Genomic DNA, 20,617 nt, shown 5'->3' with positions numbered 1-20,617 from the left:
CGACGGCCGTCACCCCCATCCGGGTGATGGTCGTCGACGACCAGGCCGTCGTGCGCGCCGGATTCGCCGCGATCGTCGACGCGGAACCGGACCTGCAGGTGGTGGCCGAGGCGGCGGACGGCGCCCGTGCCGTGCAGCTCGCGTCCGAGCTCTCCCCCGACGTCGTCCTCATGGACATCCGCATGCCCGGCATGGACGGTCTGACGGCGACCCGCCTGCTCACGACCGCCCCCGCCACCGGGGCGCCGCGCGTCCTCGTCCTGACCACCTTCGACCAGGACGCCCACGTCCACGACGCCCTGCGCGCGGGCGCCTCCGGGTTCCTCCTGAAGGACGCGCTGCCCGAGGAACTCCTCGCGGGCATCCGCATCGTGGCCGCCGGCGAGGCGATGCTCGCCCCCACCGTCACGCGCCGCCTCATCGACGCCTTCGCCGGCACGGTCCCGGCCCCGACGGCCGCCCCGGACCCCGAACTCCTCGCGTCCCTCACGCCCCGCGAGCGCGAGGTCCTGACGCTGGTGGCCGCGGGCCACACGAACGCGGAGCTCGCCGAGGTGCTCGGCGTCACGACCGGCACGGTGAAGTCCCACGTCAACGCGGTGCTGGGCAAACTGGGCCTGCGCGACCGCGTGCAGGCCACGATCCTCGCGTACGACCTGGGCCTGGCCAGGCCCAGGGCCGTCTGAAACGCCGACAGCACCCGGCTCCGCGCGGATGCCGGGTGCTGTCGGTGAACGCGTGAAGAAGCGACGCGGTGCGTCAGGCCTTCTTCGTCTCCCAGAAGATCTTGTCGATCTGGGCGATGTAGTCGAGCGCCTTCTGGCCCGTCGCCGGGTCCGTCGAACCCTTGGCGGCCGAGAGGGCCTTCAGGGTGTCGTTGACCAGCTGGTGCAGCTCCGGGTACTTCTCGAAGTGCGGGGGCTTGAAGTAGTCGCTCCACAGCACCGAGACGTGGTGCTTGGCGAGCTCGGCGCGCTGCTCCTTGATGACGATGGCGCGCGCCTGGAAGTGCGCGTCGTCGTTGGCGGCCATCTTCTCCTGCACGGCCTTGACCGACTCCGCCTCGATGCGGGCCTGGGCCGGGTCGTACACGCCGCAGGGCAGGTCGCAGTGCGCGCTGACCTTCACCTTGGGGGCAAACAGGCGGGTGAGCATGTTGCTGTCCTCCTCGTGATCGTCTTCTCAGGTGGGACATTACTCCGTGAGAGACGGGTTTTCGCGAGGGGCCCCATGGGCTTAGGACAAAAGTCCAGGGTCAGACTGGGACTCGTGGAGGATAGGACCGGGGAGGTGCCGGTGATGCCGGAGCTGTCGCAGGAGAGCGAGCGCGGGAGGCCCCTCGTGCCGTGGGGTGCGGCGGAGGTGACGGGCCCTTCGATGGTGCCGACGCTGCGCCACGGGGACCGGCTGCTTGTGCGGTGGGGGGCGCGGGTGCGTCCGGGTGACGTGGTGATCCTGTGCCATCCCTTCCAGCAGGACCTCCTGGTGGTCAAGCGGGCCAAGGAGCGGCGCGTGGGCGGCTGGTGGGTGCTCGGCGACAATCCGTTCGCGGGCGGGGACAGCACGGACTACGGCGTCGTTCCCGAGGAACTCGTCCTCGGAAAGGTCCGGTTCCGCTACCGTCCGCCCGCGCCGGGCCGCCGTTCGCCGTTCGCGCTGGCGCGCTGGGCGCTGGGCGCGGTGCGGCCCGTGCTCGCCGAGCGCTCCGTCTCCAGGCGCTTGCGGGCGCGGTAGGCCGCGACGTTGGCGCGGGTCGCGCAGCGGTCCGAGCAGTAGCGCCGGGAGCGGTTCGTCGACGTGTCGAGGTAGGCGTTGCGGCACGGCGCCGCCTCGCACAGGCCGAGGCGGTCCACGCCGTGCTCGGTGAGGTGGAAGGCGAGGCCCATCGCGGCGATCGCGGCGTACCCGGCCGTCGCGTTGGAGGGGTGGTCCGCCAGGTGCAGGTGCCAGAGCGGGCGGTCGTCGTCGTCCCGGTGGTCGTGGCCGGAGATCTGCGGGCTGACGGGGAACTCCAGGAGCAGTGAGTTCAGCAGGTCGACCGCGAGGGTCTCGTCGCCGCCGTCGGCCGCCTCGAATACGGCCCGGAGCCTGGCCCGCACGGACCGGAAGCGCGTGACGTCGGAGTCCGTGGCGCGGCGCGCCATCTGCGTGCTCGGCCCGAACAGCTCCCTGATCGCCTCGACGGACGTCAGCGTGTCCTTGTTGCGGCCCGGCTCCTCGCTGTTGACCAGGCGTACGGCGTAGTCCGAGTAATAGGCCAGTTCCACTTGTAGTCCTTACGAGGGCGGGCTAGGGTCATCTCGTCGGCCGGTAATGGCCGATTGCGGTACCAGGGTATTACGGAGTGGAGGGGTTCTGATGACGGAAACGGGGACCGGAACCGAGGCCGGCGCTGCGCTCGGCACCGACTGGCGCGCTTGGCAGGACAGCTGGGACCGGCAGCAGCAGTGGTATCTGCCCGACCGCGAGGAGCGGTTCCGGATCATGCTCGACATGGTCGAGGCCGTGGTCGGAACCGCGCCGCGCATCCTCGATCTCGCGTGCGGTACGGGAAGTATTACGGACCGGCTGCTCAAGAGGTTCCCGGACGCGACGAGCGTCGGCGTCGACCTCGATCCCGCGCTGCTCACCATCGCCGAGGGCACCTTCGCCGGGGACGACCGGGTCACCTTCGTCACCGCCGACCTGAAGGACCCGGACTGGACGGCGTCGCTGCCCCACGACTCGTACGACGCCGTGCTGACCGCCACCGCCCTGCACTGGCTCTTCAGCGAGCCCCTCGCCGTGCTCTACGGCCAGGTCGCCGGCATCGTCCGCGACGGCGGCGTCTTCATGAACGCCGACCACATGCCCGACCCGGCGACCCCGCGCCTGAACGAGGCCGACCGCGCCCAGCGCCACGCCCGGATGGACCGCGCCAAGGCCGAGGGCGCCGTGGACTGGAAGGAGTGGTGGCAGCTCGCCGCCAAGGACCCGGTGCTGGCCGAGCCCACCGCCAGGCGGTTCGAGATCTACGGCGAGCACGCGGACGGGGACACGCCGTCGCCCGAGTGGCACGCGCGGACGCTGCGCGAGGCGGGCTTCGGCGAGGCGCGGACGGTGTGGGCGTCGCCCTCCGACGCGATGGTTCTTGGTCTCAAGTAGCGGAACCTCGGCTGCGGGCCGGTGGGGGGCTTGTCGCGCAGTTCTCCGCGCCCCTGACGGGGCACGCCGAAGGGGCCGGTACGGAATCCGTACCGGCCCCTCCGCGATCGCCCTATCGGCGAAGCGCTACAACACCTTCGACAGGAAGGACTGGGTCCGTTCCTGCTGCGGGTTCGTCAGGACGTCACGCGGGTTGCCGGACTCGACCACCACGCCGCCGTCCATGAAGACGAGGCTGTCGCCGACCTCACGGGCGAAGCCCATCTCGTGCGTGACGACGACCATCGTCATGCCGGTCTCGGCGAGGTCGCGCATCACGTCGAGGACGTCGCCGACCAGCTCGGGGTCGAGCGCCGACGTCGGCTCGTCGAACAGCATCAGCTTCGGGTCCATCGCGAGCGCACGGGCGATCGCCACGCGCTGCTGCTGGCCGCCGGAGAGCTGCGAGGGGTAGTTGCCCGCCTTGTCGGCGAGGCCGACGCGCTCCAGGAGCTGGCCGGCGCGCTCCCGCGCCTCGGCCTTCGCGACACCCTTGACCTGCACCGGCGCCTCCATGACGTTCTCGAGCGCCGTCATGTGCGGGAAGAGGTTGAAGCGCTGGAAGACCATGCCGATGTCACGGCGCTTCAGGGCCACTTCGCTGTCCTTGAGCTCGTACAGCTTGTCCCCCTTCTGCCGGTAGCCGACCAGCTCCCCGTCGACGTACAGCCGACCGGCGTTGATCTTCTCCAGGTGGTTGATGCAGCGCAGGAACGTCGACTTGCCGGAGCCGGACGGGCCGATCAGGCAGAAGACCTCACCCGTCTTGACCTCGAGATCGATGCCCTTGAGGACCTCTACGTTGCCGAAGGACTTGTGGACGCCTTCGGACTTCACCATGGCGGTCATCAGCGGACACCTCCCGCGCGGTTGCCCAGCGACAGCATGTTGGCCTTGATCTTCTGGAAGGGGGTGTCCGGCAGGGTGCGGGACGAGCCACGGGCGTAATACCGCTCGAGGTAGTACTGGCCGACGCTGAGGATCGACGTCATGATCAGGTACCAGCAGGCGGCGAGCAGCAGCGTCTCGACGGTCGCGCCGGACGACGTGCCGATGTCCTGCGCGTACTTGAGGAGCTCGTAGTACTGGACGGCGGCCACCAGGGACGTCGTCTTCAGCATGTTGATGAACTCGTTGCCGGTCGGCGGCACGACGACGCGCATCGCCTGCGGCAGCACCACGCGGCGCAGCGTCTTGTTGTGGCTCATGCCGAGGGCGTGCGCCGCCTCGGTCTGGCCCTCGTCGACCGAGAGCAGACCGGCGCGGCAGATCTCGGCCATGTACGCCGCCTCGTTGAGGCCGAGGCCAAGCAGCGCCGTCAGGAACGGCGTCATGAAGTCCGACCACTCGTCCTTGTAGACCGGACCGAGGTTGATGTAGTCGAAGACGAAGCCGAGGTTGAACCAGACGAAGAGCTGGACCAGGACGGGCGTGCCGCGGAAGAACCAGATGTAGAACCAGGCGATCGACGAGGTCACCGGGTTCTTCGACAGACGCATGACCGAGAGCAGCACACCGCCGACGACGCCGATGAGCATCGAGAGGAAGGTGAGGATCAGCGTCTCGCGGACACCCTTGAGGATGCGCTCGTCGAAGAAGTTGTCGGGGATCGCGCCCCAGTTGATGTCGCCCTGCGAGAAGGCGTAGACGATCGAGGCGAGCACGCCGATCGTGAGGACCGCGGCGACGTAGCGGCCGAAGTGCCGGACCGGGATGGCCTTGATGGCCTCCGCCGGACGGGCCGCGGGGACGTCGTCCTCCGGGCCCTTCTTGGAGATGTCGGTGGTCACGTGAGTGGCCTTTCAGCGACTGGGAGGGAGGGGGAGGGGGTCACTTGCCGCCGTTGATCTCGGCCTTCTCGACCGCGCCGTCCTCGACGCCCCACTTCTTGATGATCTTCTCGTAGTCGCCGTTCTTGATGATCGCGTCGAGGGCCGCCTGGATGGCGTCGCGCAGCTCGGGGTTCTTCTTGGAGACGGCGATGCCGTACGGAGCCGCCTCGACCTGCTCGCCGACCAGCTCGAAGTCCTTGCCGCCGCCCGAGGTCTTCACCGCGTACGCGGCGACGGGGAAGTCGGACGAACCCGCGTCGGCGCCGCCGGAGCGCAGCCGGGTCTGGGCCTGCTGGTCGTTGTCGAACTGCTCGATCGCGATCTTCTTGCCGCCCTTGCACTTCTTCGACTCGGCCTTCGCCAGGTCGTGCGAGACGGTGCCGCGCTGGACGACGATCTTCTTGCCGCAGAGGTCCGCCCAGGTCTTGATTCCCTGGTCGTCGCCCTTCTTGGTGTAGATCGAGACGCCCGCCGTGAAGTAGTCGATGAAGTCGACGCCGTCGCCGACCTTCTTCCCGGTCTCCTCGTCGACGCCCTCCTGGCGGTTCTTCGTGTCGGTCATGGCCGACATCGCGACCTGGTAGCGCTTGGAGCGCAGGCCACCGAGGAGGGTGTCGAAGGTGCCGTTCTCGAACTCGAACTCCACGCCGAGCTGCTTGCCCAGTGCCTCGCCCAGGTCCGGGTCGATGCCGACGGTGCTGCCGGACTTGTCCTTGAACTCGACCGGCGGGTAGGCGATGTCGGACCCGACCTTGATGACGCCCGCGTCGCGGATGTCCTTGGGCAGCTTGTCGGCGAGCGGGGCGTTGCTGACCGAGTCGCTCCCCTTGTCGTTGGTCTGGTCGCCGCAGCCGGAGAGCAGCAGCGAGCCGACGACCGCGATCGTGCCGACCGCGGCAATCCGGGACTTCGCGGACTTGCCGACGGTCCTACGACAAATGGAGCTGGCGGTCATGGTGGGTCCTCCGGCGGATGAGGGAGTTGCCGAGCGGTCGGGCACACACCTTCGGGTGTCGCGACCTCGTGTGATGACGGCATCTTGCCATTCGGACCGTCCGATTCTGGGTGCCGGAGATATCAAAATCGGATAACGGGAGTGCCTCGAAACGCAACATCCCGGTACGGCGGGGGCGGAATGGGGTGGGAGCGAATGGTCGTTAACCAATCGGTATCCGGCGTATCTCGCGATGTGGACCATTGACGCGTGAGTGGGTAACGAAAAGCCCTATTCGGAGAATCGGCAGGAATCGGGCATTCCCCAGTGACACTCGTCCCGGCCTCCAGGGACTTCTGCTGAGCATGCTGCAACCAATGTCACTCGCCCGTGCCCACCGCCTTCAGGTACAAAGGTTGGCTACACCCCTCATCCGGGGCCCAGGGCGCGTGTGCGGCGCGCTCGCGTGTCCGTACCTCCCCCCGCCGACAGGCGGGGAACGGACGCGGTGCCCGCCCACTTCCCAACCGGGAGTGGACACCCTCAACTGATGAATAAGACTTAAGGGGTCAGACAAGTGGCAGCGGAGATCGTCAATCCTCGCAGCGACAGCAGTACGGATCACGAGGGCCCCGCGGGTGCGGCCGAGCCCTTCGATCCGGCGTTTGCGCTGCATCGCGGCGGCAAGATGGCCGTGCAGGCCACCGTGCCGGTCCGCGACAAGGACGACCTGTCCCTGGCGTACACGCCCGGGGTCGCGAAGGTGTGCAGCGCGATCGCGGAGCGTCCGGAACTCGTCCACGACTACACGTGGAAATCGAATGTCGTCGCCGTGGTGACCGACGGGACCGCCGTGCTCGGTCTCGGCGACATCGGCGCCGAGGCCTCCCTCCCCGTGATGGAGGGCAAGGCCATCCTGTTCAAGCAGTTCGGCGGCGTGGACGCGGTGCCGATCGCGCTCGCGACCACGGACGCCGACGAGATCGTCGAGACGGTGGTGCGCCTCGCCCCGTCCTTCGGCGGCGTCAACCTGGAGGACATCTCGGCGCCGCGGTGCTTCGAGATCGAGCGCAAGCTCCAGGAGCGGCTCGACATTCCCGTCTTCCACGACGACCAGCACGGCACGGCCGTCGTGACGCTGGCGGCGCTGCGCAACGCGGCGAAGCTGACCGGGCGCACCCTCGGCGACCTGCGGGCCGTCATCTCCGGCGCCGGCGCGGCCGGTGTCGCCATCGCCAAGTTCCTCCTCGAGGCGGGCCTCGGCGACGTGGCGGTCGCGGACCGCAAGGGCATCGTGAGCCGCGACCGGGACGACCTCACCCCGGTCAAGCGCGAGCTCGCCGAGCTGACGAACAAGGCCGGGATCAGCGGCTCGCTGGAGGCGGCCCTCAAGGGCGCCGACGTGTTCATCGGCGTCTCCGGCGGCACCGTCCCGGAGCCGGCCGTCGCCTCGATGGCGCCGAACGCGTTCGTGTTCGCCATGGCCAACCCGAACCCCGAGGTCCACCCCGACGTCGCGCACAAGTACGCGGCCGTGGTGGCGACCGGCCGCTCGGACTACCCGAACCAGATCAACAACGTGCTGGCCTTCCCCGGCATCTTCGCGGGCGCGCTCCAGGTGCGGGCCTCCCGCATCACCGAGGGCATGAAGATCGCCGCGGCCGACGCCCTCGCGGACGTCGTCGGCGACGAGCTCTCCGCGGACTACGTGATCCCGTCGCCGTTCGACGAGCGCGTCGCTCCGGCCGTGACCGCGGCGGTCGCCGCGGCGGCCCGCGCGGAGGGTGTCGCCCGCGCCTGACCCGGCCCAGTCCGGACCCACGCGAACCGACGCGCCCCCTGCCGCTCCGTGCGGCAGGGGGCGCGGTGCGTGTCACAGCCGTACGTGGTTCCGCCGGGGCGCCCCGCACGCCTAGGGTCGCCTCATGTTCGCTGCCTACGCTGCCCGTATCGACCGTGACCAGCCGCTCGACGGCCTTGAGTTGGGGGAGCGGCCCGCCCCCGAGGCGCGCCCCGGCTGGTCGACCGTGAACGTCAAGGCCGCCTCCCTCAACCACCACGACCTCTGGTCGCTGCGCGGCGTCGGCCTGGGCGAGGACAAGCTGCCCATGATCCTCGGCTGCGACGCCGCGGGGATCGACGAGGACGGGAACGAGGTGGTGCTCCACTCCGTCATCGGGCAGTCGGGGCACGGCGTCGGGCCGCACGAGGGCCGCTCCATCCTCACCGAGAAGTACCAGGGCACTTTCGCCGAGCGCGTGGCCGTCCCCACCTGGAACGTGCTGCCCAAGCCGAAGGAGCTCTCCTTCGCGGAGGCCGCCTGCCTGCCGACCGCGTGGCTGACCGCGTACCGCATGCTGTTCACCAACGCCGGTGTACGGCCCGGCGACTCGGTCCTCGTGCAGGGCGCGGGCGGCGGTGTCGCCACGGCCGCCATCGTCCTCGGCAAGGCGGCGGGCCTGCGGGTCTTCGCGACCAGCCGCGACGAGGCCAAGCGGAAGCGGGCGCTGGAGCTGGGCGCCGTGGAGGCCGTCGAGTCGGGTGCGCGCCTGCCGCAGCGCGTGGACGCGGTCATCGAGACCGTCGGCGCGGCGACCTGGTCCCACTCGGTCAAGTCGCTGAAGCCGGGCGGCTCGCTGGTCATCTCCGGAGCGACCAGCGGCGACCGCCCCTCACACGCGGAGCTCACCCGCATCTTCTTCCTCGAGCTGAAGGTCGTCGGCTCGACGATGGGCACCAAGGACGAGCTGGAGGACCTGCTGGCCTTCTGCGCCACCACGGGTGTGCGGCCCGTGGTCGACGAGATCCTGCCCCTGGACCGGGCCAGGGAAGGCTTCCAGCGCCTGGAGTCGGGCGAGCAGTTCGGGAAGATCGTCCTGGAGGTCTGACCCCCTCAGCCTTCGGGAGTGGGAGCGCGGAGGGCCGCGCCGATGTGTGCCGCCGCCTCCGACAGGTGGCGGCGCGCCTCCCGGAGCTGGGACTCGGTCACGCCGTGGTCCCGGGCCGCGTCCCGGATGTCGTCGCGGAACCGGTCGAGGAGACGGTCCAGGTCACGGCCGGGGTCGCCGGTCGAGTCCTCCTGGGCCCAGTCGGGCGCGTACTCCACGGGGAGGTCCTCGCGGGCGACGCTGAACGTCGGCTCGTGAGCGGTCGGGGCGGTCCCGGGGTCGGTCCGGGCGCCGAACCCCTTGCCGAAGTCCTTGCCGAGCCGCGTCCCGAACTCGCCGAACTCCTTCGCCAGTTCGGTGAGGCCCTCCCGCACGCCCGTCGGCCAGTCGCCGCGCGTGAAGTGGTCCTGCACCTGCTCCTGTACGTGCCTGACGATGCGCTGCGCCTCCGCCTGGGCCTGCCGCGCCTGCGCGTTGGCCTGGTCCTGGGCGTCCTTGGCCTGGCGGCGGGCGCGCTGCGCCTCCTCGCGGGCCCGGCGGCTCTCGTCCTTCGCGCGCCGGGCCTGTTCCTTCCAGCCCTGCTTGGCGCGCTTGAACTCCTCCTTGGTCTGGTGCCAGCCCTCCGAACCGTCCGGGCTGAGCGCCTCCTTGGCGGCGGCCCGCATCTCGCGGCGCAGGTCGCCCGCGGCGCCCTGCACCCCGTCGCGGATCTCGGCGGCGAGCTCGGCGACCGACTCGCGGATCTCCATCTCCAGGTCGGCCAGCTCACCGCTGCGGCCGGCCAGTTCGGCGCGGCCCGCGTCCGTGATGGCGTAGACCTTGCGGCCGCCCTCGGTGGTGTGTGTGACGAGCCCCTCGGCCTCCAGCTTGGCGAGGCGGGGGTAGACGGTGCCGGCGGAGGGTGCGTACAGCCCGTGGAAGCGCTCCTCCAGGAGCCTGATCACTTCGTAGCCATGGCGGGGGGCCTCGTCGAGCAGCTTGAGCAGGTACAGGCGGAGGCGGCCGTGGGCGAACACGGGGGGCATTTCAGAGCACCTTCTTGTCGGTCGGGCCGTCGGTCGGGCCGTGAGGGGGGCCGTCGGTGGGGCCTTCGGCGGAGCCGTCGTTCTCGTCGTCGTACGGATCTTCCTCCATCTGTGGCCTGCGCAGGAGCGCGATGGATCCGGAGACCGTCGTCGCCCTGAGCCGCCCGCGGCCCGCGCCGAGCCGCCCCGTGATCCGCTTGGCGCCCCACTGGCCTCCGACCCGCAGGTCCTCGAAGGCGTTCGAGACGGAACCGCTCGCCGTGTCCACCTCGACCTCCGCGTCCGCGGGGTGGGGGAGCCGGATCGCGATCTCGCCGGAGACGCTCGTCAGGGCGACGTCGGTCGGGGTGCCCGCCGGGTCGAGGTCCACGATCATCGAGCCGCTCACGGAGTCGGCCCGGACGGAGGGGCCCGCCGCCTCGACCACCGTGAGGCCGCCGGACACGGAGTTGAAGCGGAGGTCGCCGGTGACCCCTTGCGCCTCGACGTTGCCGGAGACGGTGTCCGCGCGGACCGCGCCCGCGAGGCCGAGCAGGGTCGTGTCGCCGGTGACGCCCTTCACCTCGGCGCGGCCCTCGATGCCCGAGACCACGGCGCCCGCGCCGACCACGCCCACCTCGACGCGGGTGGCGGCGGGCACGGCCAGGGAGACGACCGCGCTGCGGCGCCAGCCCTTGCGGTCGAGCCACTTGAGGAAGCCCTTCCAGGGCAGGTCCTCGTACGCAACCGTCAGCGTGCCGTCCTCATGGGTCACCCGGAGCGGCGGCCCCTCTATCTCGGTGACCTCCAGACGGGCGGAGCCCTCGTCCGTGCCCACCACGTTCACCGTCCCATTGACGACACGGACGTGGAGTGCGGTCACGGGGGCGTCGAACGTGAGCTTCATGGGCTCGGCGACGGACCACTCCGACATGAGCTGACCTCCTGGGCGGCGAGCCGGACACGACGCGCCATATCGCGTCTTCTGCTACTCACGATATATCGCGGTGTCGGGAAGTCAAGGACTCGTACGAGTGAGCGCAAGCGGAGACCTTTGAACTGATTGCGCTGATTGAGGCGATCTGTCCTAGCGTGGGGCCATGTCGTCCGATGCTTCCTCCTCAGGTGCGCTGCTGCTCTGCCGGGCCGAGCCCGACGTCGTGGAGATCGCGGCCCAGCTGCTCCGTGAGCGCATGCTGCTCGCGGAGGCCGGCCGCGACTGGAGCGTGCTCGTGCCCGAGGGCAAGCCGTGGCTGCACGGCGAAGAACCCGTCGACCGCGTCCTGACCGGATGGGCGACCGCGCTCGCCGTCGGGTCGGCATGGCCCGTCCTCGCCCTGTGGTGGGACGGCGACCGCTCCGGCTACACCCTCGCCTCGGGATTCCGGCGGACGGTCGGGTACGAGTGGCTGGCCAACGGGACGCCCGTGGGGGAGGACGAGGCGATGCGCACGTTCGCGGCGCGGCTCGGCCTCGACCCCGTCCTGGACATGCAGTCCCTGGAGGCGCTGGCCCGCCCCGACACGGATGCGGACGCGCGGGCCAGGATGCTCGGTCTCCTCGCCGTCCTCACCCGCGCGGGCCTCACGCTCCCGCCGGGCCTCGGCCCCTCGGAACCGGCGGACCGCCTGCGTGAGGTGGCCCGCGTCCAGGAAGGCGTGCGCGAGGTCGAGTGGCCCGGATGGCGGGACGCGGTCAGAGCGGAGTTCGGGGCGGTCGAGAAGGGTCCGCTGGGCCCCTGGGTACGCGGGCCCCGGGCGAGGGCCCTGGCGGCCGTCCAGCTCGCCGCGGGCGTCCCGCTCGCGGTGTGGGCCGTACGGCGGCGCAGCGGGGGCTGGGGCGCGGCGGCGGCGCTTCTGATGGCGCAGGGGGCGGCGGGACTCGCGTACGACCGTGTGCGGAGCACGGGTGGGGCTTCGGGTCACGGGCTCTGAGTCCCGGGGCGGGCTCGGATTCGGCGACGAGGACCTCGCGGGCGGCCGTCCGAGCCGCCGCCTCGTCGACGCGATCGTGGCCTACGGAGACGTCGACGCGCTCCACGCGCGCGTGGGACCACCTCGACGCCGGCGCCGACCATGTCTGCGTGCAGGTGCTGACCGCCGACCCCGGCGCCCTGCCCCTGCCGCAGTGGCGGGAGCTCGCCCCCGCCCTCACCGCGTGACTACTCGTCCTCGTCCTCGTCGTCCAGCCGCGCCAGCCACGTCGCCAGGCGCTCGACCGGGACCTCGAAGTCCGGGTTGAGGTCCACGAACGTGCGGAGCTGCTCGGCGAGCCACTCGAAGGTGACCTCCTCCTCGCCGCGCCGCTTCTCCAGCTCCTCGATGCCACGGTCGGTGAAGTACAAGTCAGGCTCCTGATGCGGACGGATCGTTCCACCTCAGGATAGGTGGCACCGGGCGTGCCCCGGAACGCCGGAGGGCCCGGCCCCGAGTCCTGGAACTCGGGGCCGGGCCCACCCGCGTACGACCGTCGAGGGTTACGCCTCGAAGACCTCGCTGATCAGCTGCTCCTGCTCGGCCTGGTGACGCTTGGCCGAACCGACCGCCGGGGACGAGCCGTGCGGCCGCGAGATGCGGCGCAGGCGCTCGCCGTGCGGGATGTCCGCGCCGACCGCCAGGTCCAGGTGGTCGATGAGGTTCAGGGCGATGAAGGGCCATGCGCCCTGGTTCGCCGGCTCCTCCTGCGCCCACAGGTACTTCTCGGCGTTCGGGTACTTGGCGATCTCCGCCTGGAGCTCCGCACCCGGCAGGGGGTACAGGCGCTCGATGCGGATGAGGGCCGTGTCCGTGGCGCCGCGCTTCTGACGCTCGGCCTCCAGGTCGTAGTACAGCTTGCCCGCGCAGAAGACGACCTTGCGGACCGCCGACGGGTCGACGTGGCTGTCGCCGATGACCGGACGGAAGCCGCCCGTCGTGAACTCCTCCGTCTTCGAGGCCGCCGCCTTGAGGCGGAGCATCGACTTCGGCGTGAAGACCACCAGCGGCTTGTGGTGCGGGTTGTGCACCTGCCACCGCAGGAGGTGGAAGTAGTTCGACGGGAGAGTCGGCATCGCGACCGTCATGTTGTTCTGCGCGCACAGCTGGAGGAAGCGCTCGATGCGGGCGGACGAGTGGTCCGGGCCCTGGCCCTCGTAACCGTGCGGCAGGAGCAGCGTGACACCGGAGTGCTGGTTCCACTTCTGCTCGGCGGCGGAGATGTACTCGTCCACCACCGTCTGCGCGCCGTTGACGAAGTCACCGAACTGCGCTTCCCACATGACGAGCGACTCGGGGCGGGCCAGCGAGTAGCCGTACTCGAAGCCCATCACCGCGTACTCGGAGAGCAGCGAGTCGTAGACGTTGTAGCGCGCCTGCTCCTCGGAGAGGTACATCAGCGGCGTGTAGTCCTCGCCCGTCGCGCGGTCGATGAGGACCGCGTGGCGCTGGCCGAACGTGCCGCGGCGGGAGTCCTGGCCCGACAGGCGGACCGGGGTGCCCTCCAGGAGCAGCGAGCCGATGGCGAGGGTCTCGCCCATGCCCCAGTCGATGGTGCCCTCTTCGACCATCGTCGCGCGGCGCTGCAACTGCGGCAGCAGACGCGGGTGGACGGTGACCCGGTCGGGGATGTTGACCTGGGACTCGGCGATCCGCTTGACGACCTCCTGGGAGATCGCGGTCTCGACGTGCACCGGGAACTCGGCCTGCGGCGCGGGCACGTCGGCCTGCGCGGGCTGCGAGACGGCCTCGCGGACCTCGGTGAAGACCTTCTCCAGCTGGCCCTGGAAGTCCTGCAGCGCCTGCTCGGCCTCTTCCAGGGTGATGTCGCCGCGACCGATGAGGGACTCGGTGTAGAGCTTGCGCACCGAGCGCTTCTTGTCGATCAGGTCGTACATCAGCGGCTGCGTGAACGCCGGGTTGTCCGACTCGTTGTGTCCGCGGCGGCGGTAGCAGATGAGGTCGATGACCACATCCTTGTTGAACGCCTGGCGGAACTCGAAGGCGAGGCGGGCGACGCGGACGACGGCCTCGGGGTCGTCGCCGTTCACGTGGAAGATCGGCGCCTCGATCATGCGGGCCACGTCGGTGGCGTACATGGAGGAGCGCGACGACTCCGGGGCGGCGGTGAAGCCGACCTGGTTGTTGATGACGATGTGGACCGTGCCGCCCGTGCGGTAGCCGCGCAGCTGCGACATGTTGAGCGTCTCGGCGACCACACCCTGGCCCGCGAAGGCCGCGTCACCGTGCAGGGCGACGGGCAGGACCGTGAAGTCCGTGCCGCCCTTGTTGATGATGTCCTGCTTGGCGCGGACGATGCCCTCGATGACCGGGTCGACCGTCTCCAGGTGGGACGGGTTCGCGGCCAGCGAGACCTTGATCTGCTCGCCGTCCAGGCCGGTGAAGGTGCCCTCGGCGCCCAGGTGGTACTTCACGTCGCCGGAGCCGTGCATGGACTTGGGGTCCATGTTGCCCTCGAACTCGCGGAAGATCTGGGCGTACGACTTGCCGACGATGTTGGCGAGGACGTTCAGGCGGCCGCGGTGGGCCATGCCGATGACGACCTCGTCCAGGCGCGACTCGGCGGCGCTGTCGAGCACGGCGTCGAGCAGCGGGATGACGGACTCGCCGCCCTCCAGGGAGAAGCGCTTCTGGCCGACGTACTTCGTCTGCAGGAAGGTCTCGAAGGCCTCGGCGGAGTTCAGCCGGCGCAGGATGCGCAGCTGCTCCTCGCGCTCGGGCTTGGTGGCGTGGGTCCGCTCGATGCGGTCCTGCAGCCACTTGCGCTGCTTCGGGTCCTGGATGTGCATGAACTCGACGCCGGTGGTGCGGCAGTACGAGTCGCGCAGCACGCCGAGGACGTCGCGCAGCTTCATCATCGACTTGCCGGCGAAGCCGCCGACCGCGAACTCGCGCTCCAGGTCCCACAGGGTGAGGCCGTGCTCGGTGATGTCCAGGTCGGGGTGCTTGCGCTGCTTGTACTCCAGCGGGTCCGTGTCGGCCATGACGTGGCCGCGGACGCGGTAGGAGTGGATCAGCTCGAAGACGCGGGCGGCCTTCGTGACGTCGTCGTCGTGCGAGGCGTCGATGTCCTTGAGCCAGCGGACCGGCTCGTAGGGGATCCGGAGCGCCTTGAAGATCTCGTCGTAGAAGTCCTGGTCGCCGAGGAGCAGGTTCGCGACGATCCGCAGGAACTCGCCGGAGGCGGCGCCCTGGATGACCCGGTGGTCGTAGGTCGACGTGAGCGTCATGACCTTCGAGATGCCGAGCTTGTTCAGGGTGTCCTGGGAGGTGCCCTGGAACTCCGCGGGGTAGTCCATGGAGCCGACGCCCATGATGACCGACTGGCCGGGCATCAGGCGCGGGACCGAGTGGACGGTGCCGAGGCCGCCGGGGTTGGTCAGGGAGACCGTCACGCCGGTGAAGTCGTCCATGCCCAGCTTGCCGTCGCGGGCGCGGCGGACGATGTCCTCGTAGGCCTGCCAGAACTCGAAGAAGTTCAGGGTCTCGGCCTTCTTGATGCCCGCGACGACCAGCTGGCGGTCGCCGTTGGGCTTCACCAGGTCGATGGCGAGGCCGAAGTTGACGTGCTCCGGCTTGACCAGGGTGGGCTTGCCGTCCTTCTCCTGGAAGGAGTAGTTCATCGACGGCATGGCCTTGATGGCCTGCACCATCGCGTACCCGATGAGGTGCGTGAAGGAGATCTTCCCGCCGCGGGCGCGCTTGAGGTGGTTGTTGATGACGATGCGGTTGTCGAAGAGCAGCTTCACCGGGACCGCGCGGACCGACGTCGCCGTCGGGACCTCGATCGAGGCGTTCATGTTCTTCGCGACCGCGGCGGCGGGGCCGCGCAGCGTCACGAACTCGGGGCCTGCCGGGGCCTCGGCCGACGGCTCCGCCTTGGCGGCGGGCTTGGCGGCCGCGGGCTTGGCGGCGGCGGGCTTCGCGGCGGGAGCCGGAGCGGCGGGAGCCGGAGCGGCGGCCGCGGGCTTCGCGGGGGCGGCCGGTGCCTGCGCCTGGGGAGCGGCGGGGGCGGCCTGGGCCGCGGGCTTCGCCGGAGCGGCGGGCGCGGCAGGGGCGGGAGCAGTGGTGGACGCGGCCCCCGCGGCCGTGTCACCCGCCGGCTTCGCCGGGGCGGCGGCCGCGGAGGCGGCCACTCCTGGCTTGTAGTCGGCGAAGAAGTCCCACCAGGCTCGGTCGACCGAGTTCGGGTCCTGGAGGTACTGCTGGTAGATCTCGTCGACGAGCCACTCGTTGGGACCGAAGGCAGCAGCAGGGTCCTTGCCCTGACCGTCTTGGTCGGTCGAGATGCTCGAGCTACTGGGGGACTGTGACGACACGGCGGTAACCGCCCTCTTCCGCTTCACAAGGTGATGGACAGCGGAAATAAAGGCTACGCCTCCCTGAGCGTGAGGTGCAGACCGGGCCCGGCATCCGTCGCGTAAGTCACACTGGATCCGTGGTTTCGGCGCTGTGAATGGCGGGAAACAAGCGAGGTTCTGCAACGCCAGATGGCCGCGCGGGTACGTCGGTACGACGTCTACGCGCGGCGGCGCCCACCGGGTGCCCCGAAGAGGCCCCCGTGAATCGCTTCGACTCGAACCCTACGTCAACTTCACGCCTCGGGCAGGCCCGGAAGAGTGACCTGGATCCGGCAGCCACGAGGGGATTCGGCCACTCCGATGTGGCCCCCGTGGAGATCGACCGCCCAGCGCGCGATGGCCAGGCCGAGGCCCGTGCCGCCGTCGTTGCCGGAGCCCTTCACGGGGGCTCCGGCGTGGCTGCCGCGGTTGAAGCGCTCGAAGACGCGGTGCCACTCCGACTCCGGGATGCCGGGACCCTCGTCGAGCACCTCCAGGTCCAGGGACTCGGGGTAGAGGCCGCGCCGGGCCCGCACCGTCACGCGCCCGTGCGGCGGGCTGTGCTTGACCGCGTTGTCGATGAGGTTCGCCACGACCTGGTGGAGCCGCTCCGCGTCCGCGTGGGCCGTCAGCTCGGGCGGCGACACGTCGAGGTGCAGATGGACGTCCGTACGCGTGTGGCTGCCGGAGCCCGACGCGATGCCCGCGCGCGCGGAGGCCACCATGTTGGCCTCCTTCAGGACGCCCGACAGATACGGCCACACCTCGAAGCGGCGGGCCTTGAGCGGCACGACGCCGTTGTCCAGGCGGGAGAGGTCGAGGAGCGTCTCGACGAGTCGTCCCAGCCGCTCGGTCTGCTTCAGGGCCGTGCGCATCGTCTCGGGGTCCGCGGCGGAGACGCCGTCGACGACGTTCTCCAGGACGGCACGGAGCGCCGCGATGGGGGTGCGCAGCTCGTGCGAGACGTTGGCGACCAGCTCCTTGCGCTGGGTGTCCTGGGCCTCCAGGTCGTCCGCCATGGCGTTGATCGTGGCGGCCACGTCGCCCAGCTCGTCACGCCGGTCGGCGCCGCGCGCCCGGCGGGTGTAGTCGCCGTGCGAGACGGCGCGGGCCACCGCGTTCATCTCGTCCAGCGGGGCGGTGAGGCTGTGCGCCACGAACTGCGTGATCAGGAGCGTGGCGATCACCGAGAAGACGGTGATGAAGCGCAGCTCGGTCTGGGTCTTCATGGCCACGAGGAGCAGGCCTGTGGTGATGAACACCGAGACGACGACCAGGGCGCCGAGCTTGGTCTTGATCGAGAACGGCCGCAGTCCGCCGAAGGGCCCGTACATCACGTCACGCGCCTCCGCCTCACGGGGTGGGGGTCTCCAGCGCGTATCCCACGCCGTGCACCGTGCGGATCCGCTCGGCACCGATCTTGCGGCGCAGCGCCTTGATGTGGCTGTCGACGGTACGGGTGCCGGACGCGTCGGCCCAGTCCCACACCTCGGCCAGCAGCTGCTCGCGCGACAGGACGGCGCGCGGGGTGTTGGCCAGGCAGACCAGCAGGTCGAACTCCGTGGGTGTCAGGTGGACGTCCTCGCTGCGCACCCGCACTCGGCGCTGGGCGTGGTCGATCTCCAGCTCGCCCAGGCGCAGGATGCCGCTGCGCGGCGTCGTCGCGGCGAGCGCGGCACGCTCGACCCGGCGCAGCAGGACGTGCACGCGGGCCGCGAGCTCGCGCATCGAGAACGGCTTGGTCATGTAGTCGTCCGCGCCGACGCCGAGCCCGACCAGCATGTCCGTCTCGTCGTCACGCGCGGTGAGCATGAGGACCGGGACGGGCCGCTGGGCCTGCACCCGGCGGCACACCTCCAGGCCGTCGAAGCCCGGCAGCATGATGTCGAGAATCAGCAGGTCGGGCTGCCACGCCTGGGCGGTGTCGACCGCCGAGGGACCGTCTCCGGCCGTTTGCACGACGAAACCCTCGGCGCGCAGCCGGGCCGCGATGGCGTCGACGATCGTCGGGTCGTCCTCGACCACCAGCACCCGGCGCTGGGCGCCCGGCATCGCCGTGGCGCCGTTGTGGGAGGTGTGTGTCTGCTCCATCGCCCGCCCCTGACACTGATCGCTTGTGTTCGGTCAGCAGAGTACGGGTCGTGAAGGCACCTCGGCTACGCAGCCCGGACGCCGAGGTGGACCACGTCCGGGACGCCTCGGGCAACGGGGATCTCTTCGGTTCGTACCCCCTGGAATCCGGCATTCCGTAGAGCGTCGTCGAAAGCGGACGAGGGCTGTGCGGACCACACGGCGAGCACTCCGCCGGGGTTCAGACGGGCTTTGCAGGTGGCCAGACCGGCAGGCGAGTAAAGGGAGTTGTTGCCCTCCGTCACCGTCCAGCCGGGGCCGTTGTCGATGTCGAGACAGAGCGCGTCGTAGGACTCCGTGGCTCCGGATACGTAGGAGACGAGGTCGGTGTGAAGAATCTGCACACGTGTGTCGCGGAGTGCCGGACCGGAGAGCTCGGCCAGGGGCCCGTCGTGGTGCCAGTCGATGATCGCCTGCTCGCGCTCGACGACGGCGATGCGTCCCCAGCGGGGGTCCGAGACGGCGTGCGCGAGGGAGAAGCCGACACCGAGGCCGCCGATGAGCAGGGCGGGGGCAGGGCGGTCGTCGAGGGCGTCGCGGGCCGCGTCGACGAGCAGGCGCTCGGAGCGGCCGTCGGAGGTGTCCATCAGGAAACAGCCGTTGGCGATGACCTGCAGCAGCTCACCGTGGCGCCGCAGGACGACCTCGCCGAAAGGACCCTCGCGCCGGTCCAGGACGACGGGGGCGGTGGTGTCGGTGCGCATGGCCCACAGCGTATTTCCGGGGGACGTCTTCGGGCGGGTGGTTTTCGGGGTGCCCGGGGGCGGACGTGCGACGCAGGAGTCACCCGCCTGGTTGACGTGTGAGACGCACCTCACGTGGCGCCCGTCATAGACAGCGCCCGAAAAAAGGGCAAAGGGTGGGGTGGGACGGAAGGAGCGCCACCCCCGTGAACCAGAGCGTGCGACCCGCCGGGGCCGTGTCCGACGCGAAGACGCCGGGCACCCTGAACGGAATACCGCGGCAGCCGACGCCCCGGCCACCCCGAACGGGGGAGAGCCGTGCGGCGAATGCGGTGGACCGTCCCGCCGGTGCGTCCGTACGGCGGCTGCGCCCCTGGCGGATCCTGCCCACGCCCACCGGCACGCCCTTCACCTTCGGGTACGCCCTGGTGCTCGCCGCCACCTCGCTCCTGACCCGGTACGCCGACCCGGACGTCGTGGACTCGCTGCTCCACGGGTCCAGCACCGATGTCGCGCACCTCGCGCAGAGCCCCGTCCTCGTGCTGGTCGCCAGCGCCCTGTGGATCGCGGGCGGCATCACGTCCCCGTACGCGATCGTCTTCCTGCTGGTGCTCACCGCGCTGGAGCGTCGCATCGGTGGGCTGCGCGCCGCCGCCGTCTTCCTCCTCGGGCACGTCGTCGCCACGCTCGCCACGGAGGTCCCGGTCGGCTTCTCGGTCCTCGCGGGCCATCTGCCCGACAGTTCGCTGCACCGGCTCGACTACGGCATCAGCTTCGGAGTCGCCGCGAGCGTCGGCGCGCTCGCGGGACTCCTCACGCCGTGGCTGCGGTGGACCGTACTGGTCTGCTTCGGCGGCATGCTGGTCGACGACCTGATCGCGTTCGCCGACCCGATGACGAACTGGGGACACCTGCTCGCGCTGGCGATCGGCGTCCTCACCTGGCCGCTGCTCAGGCGTCGGTCCGCGGCCGCGGAGCGCGGCGCATCGGCCACAGCGTCGGCCCGCCGTCCGGCAGCCGGGCCTCGCCGAGCACCGTGAAGCCGAAGTGCTCGTACACCGGCAGGTTGGCCGGCTTGGACGACTCCAGGTAGACGGGAAGGCCGGCCTCGTCGGCGCGGGCGAGGCCTGAACGCAGCAGGGCGGATCCGTGGCCCTGCCCCTGGACGGCGGGGTCGGCGCCGAGCACGGCCAGGTACCAGTGCGGCTCCTCGGGCCCGTGTTCCGCGGCGGCGGCCACGGACTCACGGTAGAGCGAGGCCCGGTCGCCCAGGATCTCCGAGAGCTCGGCGAGCGTCTCCGCGTCGGGCAGGGCCTTGTCCTGCGCGCCCGGCGGTACCCAGAAGGAGGCCGCCGCCGAGGTGTGCTCGCAGAGGCCGTGGCGGACGTACTGCCGGGTGAGGAGCGTGGCGAAGTACCGCCCGAGCCCCGCCTCGCGCGCGGCCTCGTCCGGGAAGAACCAGCGCATCATCGGATCGTCGTCGAAGGCCAGGGCCAGCGTGCGGCCGATCGCCGCCGCGTCGTCTGCCGTCGCGGCCGTCGGAGTGGGTCGTGCCGTTTCCTGCGCATCGGGTATCGACATGCGGCTCATTCTGCACTCGATGATCTTGGTTGGCGGAGGCGGGTCCGG

General features: G+C 70.5%; 20 protein-coding genes and 1 pseudogene. 8 read left to right on the top strand and 13 right to left on the bottom strand.

Going from position 1 to position 20,617, the window contains the following annotated elements; all coding sequences use genetic code 11:
- Positions 1-26 precede the first annotated feature (26 nt).
- Positions 27-686, top strand: coding sequence for a response regulator (locus tag DEJ48_RS12835; RefSeq protein ID WP_150216249.1), 660 nt, complete (start codon positions 27-29; stop codon positions 684-686).
- Between the two features lie 73 nt (positions 687-759).
- On the opposite strand, the gene sodN is transcribed toward DEJ48_RS12835, so the two are convergent.
- A complete protein-coding gene (sodN, locus tag DEJ48_RS12830) occupies positions 760-1,155 on the bottom strand; it encodes a superoxide dismutase, Ni (RefSeq protein WP_150216248.1) in 396 nt (131 codons plus the stop codon).
- A 144-nt stretch (positions 1,156-1,299) separates the two neighbouring features.
- Between sodN and sodX the strand changes: the two genes are divergently transcribed.
- On the top strand, positions 1,300-1,734 hold the full coding sequence (sodX, locus tag DEJ48_RS12825) for a nickel-type superoxide dismutase maturation protease (RefSeq protein ID WP_150221148.1): 435 nt from the start codon (positions 1,300-1,302) through the stop codon (positions 1,732-1,734).
- Here the strand turns inward: sodX and DEJ48_RS12820 are convergent.
- A complete protein-coding gene (locus DEJ48_RS12820; RefSeq protein WP_150216247.1) occupies positions 1,617-2,267 on the bottom strand; it encodes a CGNR zinc finger domain-containing protein in 651 nt (216 codons plus the stop codon). The two genes, sodX and DEJ48_RS12820, sit on opposite strands and share 118 nt — an antisense overlap.
- A 91-nt stretch (positions 2,268-2,358) precedes the next feature.
- On the opposite strand from DEJ48_RS12820, the gene DEJ48_RS12815 reads away from it, so the two are divergent.
- A complete protein-coding gene (locus tag DEJ48_RS12815) occupies positions 2,359-3,144 on the top strand; it encodes a class I SAM-dependent methyltransferase (protein ID WP_150216246.1) in 786 nt (261 codons plus the stop codon).
- A gap of 126 nt (positions 3,145-3,270) precedes the next feature.
- On the opposite strand, the gene DEJ48_RS12810 is transcribed toward DEJ48_RS12815, so the two are convergent.
- The 3 genes from DEJ48_RS12810 to DEJ48_RS12800 are packed head-to-tail and all read right to left on the bottom strand — an operon-like array spanning position 3,271 to position 5,970.
- A complete protein-coding gene (locus tag DEJ48_RS12810) occupies positions 3,271-4,032 on the bottom strand; it encodes an amino acid ABC transporter ATP-binding protein (protein ID WP_150172160.1) in 762 nt (253 codons plus the stop codon).
- Positions 4,032-4,973 carry an amino acid ABC transporter permease gene (locus tag DEJ48_RS12805; protein WP_150216245.1) on the bottom strand — a complete coding sequence of 314 codons (942 nt, stop codon included), beginning with the start codon at positions 4,971-4,973 and terminating at the stop codon, positions 4,032-4,034. The genes DEJ48_RS12810 and DEJ48_RS12805 overlap by 1 nt, the downstream gene beginning before the upstream one ends.
- A gap of 40 nt (positions 4,974-5,013) precedes the next feature.
- On the bottom strand, positions 5,014-5,970 hold the full coding sequence (locus tag DEJ48_RS12800) for an ABC transporter substrate-binding protein (RefSeq protein ID WP_150216244.1): 957 nt from the start codon (positions 5,968-5,970) through the stop codon (positions 5,014-5,016).
- Positions 5,971-6,526: 556 nt separating this feature from the next.
- Here DEJ48_RS12800 and DEJ48_RS12795 point away from each other — a divergent pair.
- Together DEJ48_RS12795 and DEJ48_RS12790 are read left to right on the top strand one after the other, a co-directional pair.
- Complete coding sequence (locus tag DEJ48_RS12795) at positions 6,527-7,750, top strand: NADP-dependent malic enzyme (RefSeq protein ID WP_150216243.1); 1,224 nt, start codon at positions 6,527-6,529, stop codon at positions 7,748-7,750.
- Positions 7,751-7,874: 124 nt separating this feature from the next.
- Positions 7,875-8,837, top strand: coding sequence for a zinc-binding dehydrogenase (locus tag DEJ48_RS12790; RefSeq protein ID WP_150216242.1), 963 nt, complete (start codon positions 7,875-7,877; stop codon positions 8,835-8,837).
- Positions 8,838-8,842: 5 nt separating this feature from the next.
- Here DEJ48_RS12790 and DEJ48_RS12785 read toward each other — a convergent pair whose 3' ends face one another.
- Together DEJ48_RS12785 and DEJ48_RS12780 are read right to left on the bottom strand one after the other, a co-directional pair.
- Positions 8,843-9,862, bottom strand: a complete 1,020-nt coding sequence (locus DEJ48_RS12785) for a PadR family transcriptional regulator (protein ID WP_150216241.1) — start codon at positions 9,860-9,862, stop codon at positions 8,843-8,845.
- Between the two features lies 1 nt (position 9,863).
- Positions 9,864-10,775: a DUF4097 family beta strand repeat-containing protein gene (locus tag DEJ48_RS12780; RefSeq protein ID WP_150216240.1), complete on the bottom strand. Its 912-nt coding sequence runs from the start codon at positions 10,773-10,775 to the stop codon at positions 9,864-9,866.
- A 166-nt stretch (positions 10,776-10,941) separates the two neighbouring features.
- On the opposite strand from DEJ48_RS12780, the gene DEJ48_RS12775 reads away from it, so the two are divergent.
- Positions 10,942-11,775, top strand: a complete 834-nt coding sequence (locus DEJ48_RS12775) for a hypothetical protein (protein ID WP_150216239.1) — start codon at positions 10,942-10,944, stop codon at positions 11,773-11,775.
- Between the two features lie 13 nt (positions 11,776-11,788).
- Positions 11,789-12,002 (top strand): annotated as a pseudogene (locus DEJ48_RS40310) (LLM class F420-dependent oxidoreductase); the annotation flags it as partial.
- Here the strand turns inward: DEJ48_RS40310 and DEJ48_RS12765 are convergent.
- From DEJ48_RS12765 to DEJ48_RS12745, 5 genes are all read right to left on the bottom strand, one after another.
- On the bottom strand, positions 12,003-12,185 hold the full coding sequence (locus DEJ48_RS12765) for a DUF6104 family protein (RefSeq protein WP_003961784.1): 183 nt from the start codon (positions 12,183-12,185) through the stop codon (positions 12,003-12,005). It abuts the pseudogene before it with no gap.
- A 132-nt stretch (positions 12,186-12,317) separates the two neighbouring features.
- Positions 12,318-16,154 carry a multifunctional oxoglutarate decarboxylase/oxoglutarate dehydrogenase thiamine pyrophosphate-binding subunit/dihydrolipoyllysine-residue succinyltransferase subunit gene (locus DEJ48_RS12760; RefSeq protein WP_150216238.1) on the bottom strand — a complete coding sequence of 1,279 codons (3,837 nt, stop codon included), beginning with the start codon at positions 16,152-16,154 and terminating at the stop codon, positions 12,318-12,320.
- Positions 16,155-16,429: 275 nt separating this feature from the next.
- On the bottom strand, positions 16,430-17,509 hold the full coding sequence (locus tag DEJ48_RS12755; protein ID WP_150221147.1) for a sensor histidine kinase: 1,080 nt from the start codon (positions 17,507-17,509) through the stop codon (positions 16,430-16,432).
- Positions 17,510-17,528: 19 nt separating this feature from the next.
- Positions 17,529-18,266, bottom strand: a complete 738-nt coding sequence (locus DEJ48_RS12750; protein WP_055568825.1) for a response regulator transcription factor — start codon at positions 18,264-18,266, stop codon at positions 17,529-17,531.
- 65 nt (positions 18,267-18,331) lie between these two features.
- Complete coding sequence (locus DEJ48_RS12745) at positions 18,332-19,009, bottom strand: spermidine synthase (RefSeq protein WP_150216237.1); 678 nt, start codon at positions 19,007-19,009, stop codon at positions 18,332-18,334.
- A gap of 185 nt (positions 19,010-19,194) precedes the next feature.
- Here DEJ48_RS12745 and DEJ48_RS12740 point away from each other — a divergent pair, with 185 nt between their 5' ends.
- Positions 19,195-20,028 carry a rhomboid-like protein gene (locus tag DEJ48_RS12740; protein ID WP_411757448.1) on the top strand — a complete coding sequence of 278 codons (834 nt, stop codon included), beginning with the start codon at positions 19,195-19,197 and terminating at the stop codon, positions 20,026-20,028.
- Here the strand turns inward: DEJ48_RS12740 and DEJ48_RS12735 are convergent.
- A complete protein-coding gene (locus tag DEJ48_RS12735) occupies positions 19,940-20,569 on the bottom strand; it encodes a GNAT family N-acetyltransferase (protein WP_411757447.1) in 630 nt (209 codons plus the stop codon). The genes DEJ48_RS12740 and DEJ48_RS12735 overlap by 89 nt on opposite strands.
- Between the last annotated feature and the right edge of the window lie 48 nt (positions 20,570-20,617).

The organism is Streptomyces venezuelae, from assembly GCF_008642315.1.
Taxonomy (GTDB): Bacteria; Actinomycetota; Actinomycetes; order Streptomycetales; family Streptomycetaceae; genus Streptomyces; species Streptomyces venezuelae_D.
This window is presented reverse-complemented; position numbering and strand designations above follow the sequence as displayed.

Excerpts from the sequence above, each read along its gene's own strand:
- DEJ48_RS12750 (WP_055568825.1), bottom strand. The coding sequence starts at position 18,266 with ATGGAGCAGACACACACCTCCCACAACGGCGCCACGGCGATGCCGGGC.
- DEJ48_RS12745 (WP_150216237.1), bottom strand. The coding sequence starts at position 19,009 with ATGCGCACCGACACCACCGCCCCCGTCGTCCTGGACCGGCGCGAGGGT.
- sodN (WP_150216248.1), bottom strand. The coding sequence starts at position 1,155 with ATGCTCACCCGCCTGTTTGCCCCCAAGGTGAAGGTCAGCGCGCACTGC.
- DEJ48_RS12755 (WP_150221147.1), bottom strand. The coding sequence starts at position 17,509 with ATGTACGGGCCCTTCGGCGGACTGCGGCCGTTCTCGATCAAGACCAAG.
- DEJ48_RS12785 (WP_150216241.1), bottom strand. The coding sequence starts at position 9,862 with ATGCCCCCCGTGTTCGCCCACGGCCGCCTCCGCCTGTACCTGCTCAAG.
- DEJ48_RS12735 (WP_411757447.1), bottom strand. The coding sequence starts at position 20,569 with ATGTCGATACCCGATGCGCAGGAAACGGCACGACCCACTCCGACGGCC.
- DEJ48_RS12835 (WP_150216249.1), top strand. The coding sequence starts at position 27 with ATGGTCGTCGACGACCAGGCCGTCGTGCGCGCCGGATTCGCCGCGATC.
- DEJ48_RS12780 (WP_150216240.1), bottom strand. The coding sequence starts at position 10,775 with ATGTCGGAGTGGTCCGTCGCCGAGCCCATGAAGCTCACGTTCGACGCC.
- sodX (WP_150221148.1), top strand. The coding sequence starts at position 1,300 with ATGCCGGAGCTGTCGCAGGAGAGCGAGCGCGGGAGGCCCCTCGTGCCG.
- DEJ48_RS12800 (WP_150216244.1), bottom strand. The coding sequence starts at position 5,970 with ATGACCGCCAGCTCCATTTGTCGTAGGACCGTCGGCAAGTCCGCGAAG.
- DEJ48_RS12775 (WP_150216239.1), top strand. The coding sequence starts at position 10,942 with ATGTCGTCCGATGCTTCCTCCTCAGGTGCGCTGCTGCTCTGCCGGGCC.
- DEJ48_RS12810 (WP_150172160.1), bottom strand. The coding sequence starts at position 4,032 with ATGACCGCCATGGTGAAGTCCGAAGGCGTCCACAAGTCCTTCGGCAAC.
- DEJ48_RS12815 (WP_150216246.1), top strand. The coding sequence starts at position 2,359 with ATGACGGAAACGGGGACCGGAACCGAGGCCGGCGCTGCGCTCGGCACC.
- DEJ48_RS12790 (WP_150216242.1), top strand. The coding sequence starts at position 7,875 with ATGTTCGCTGCCTACGCTGCCCGTATCGACCGTGACCAGCCGCTCGAC.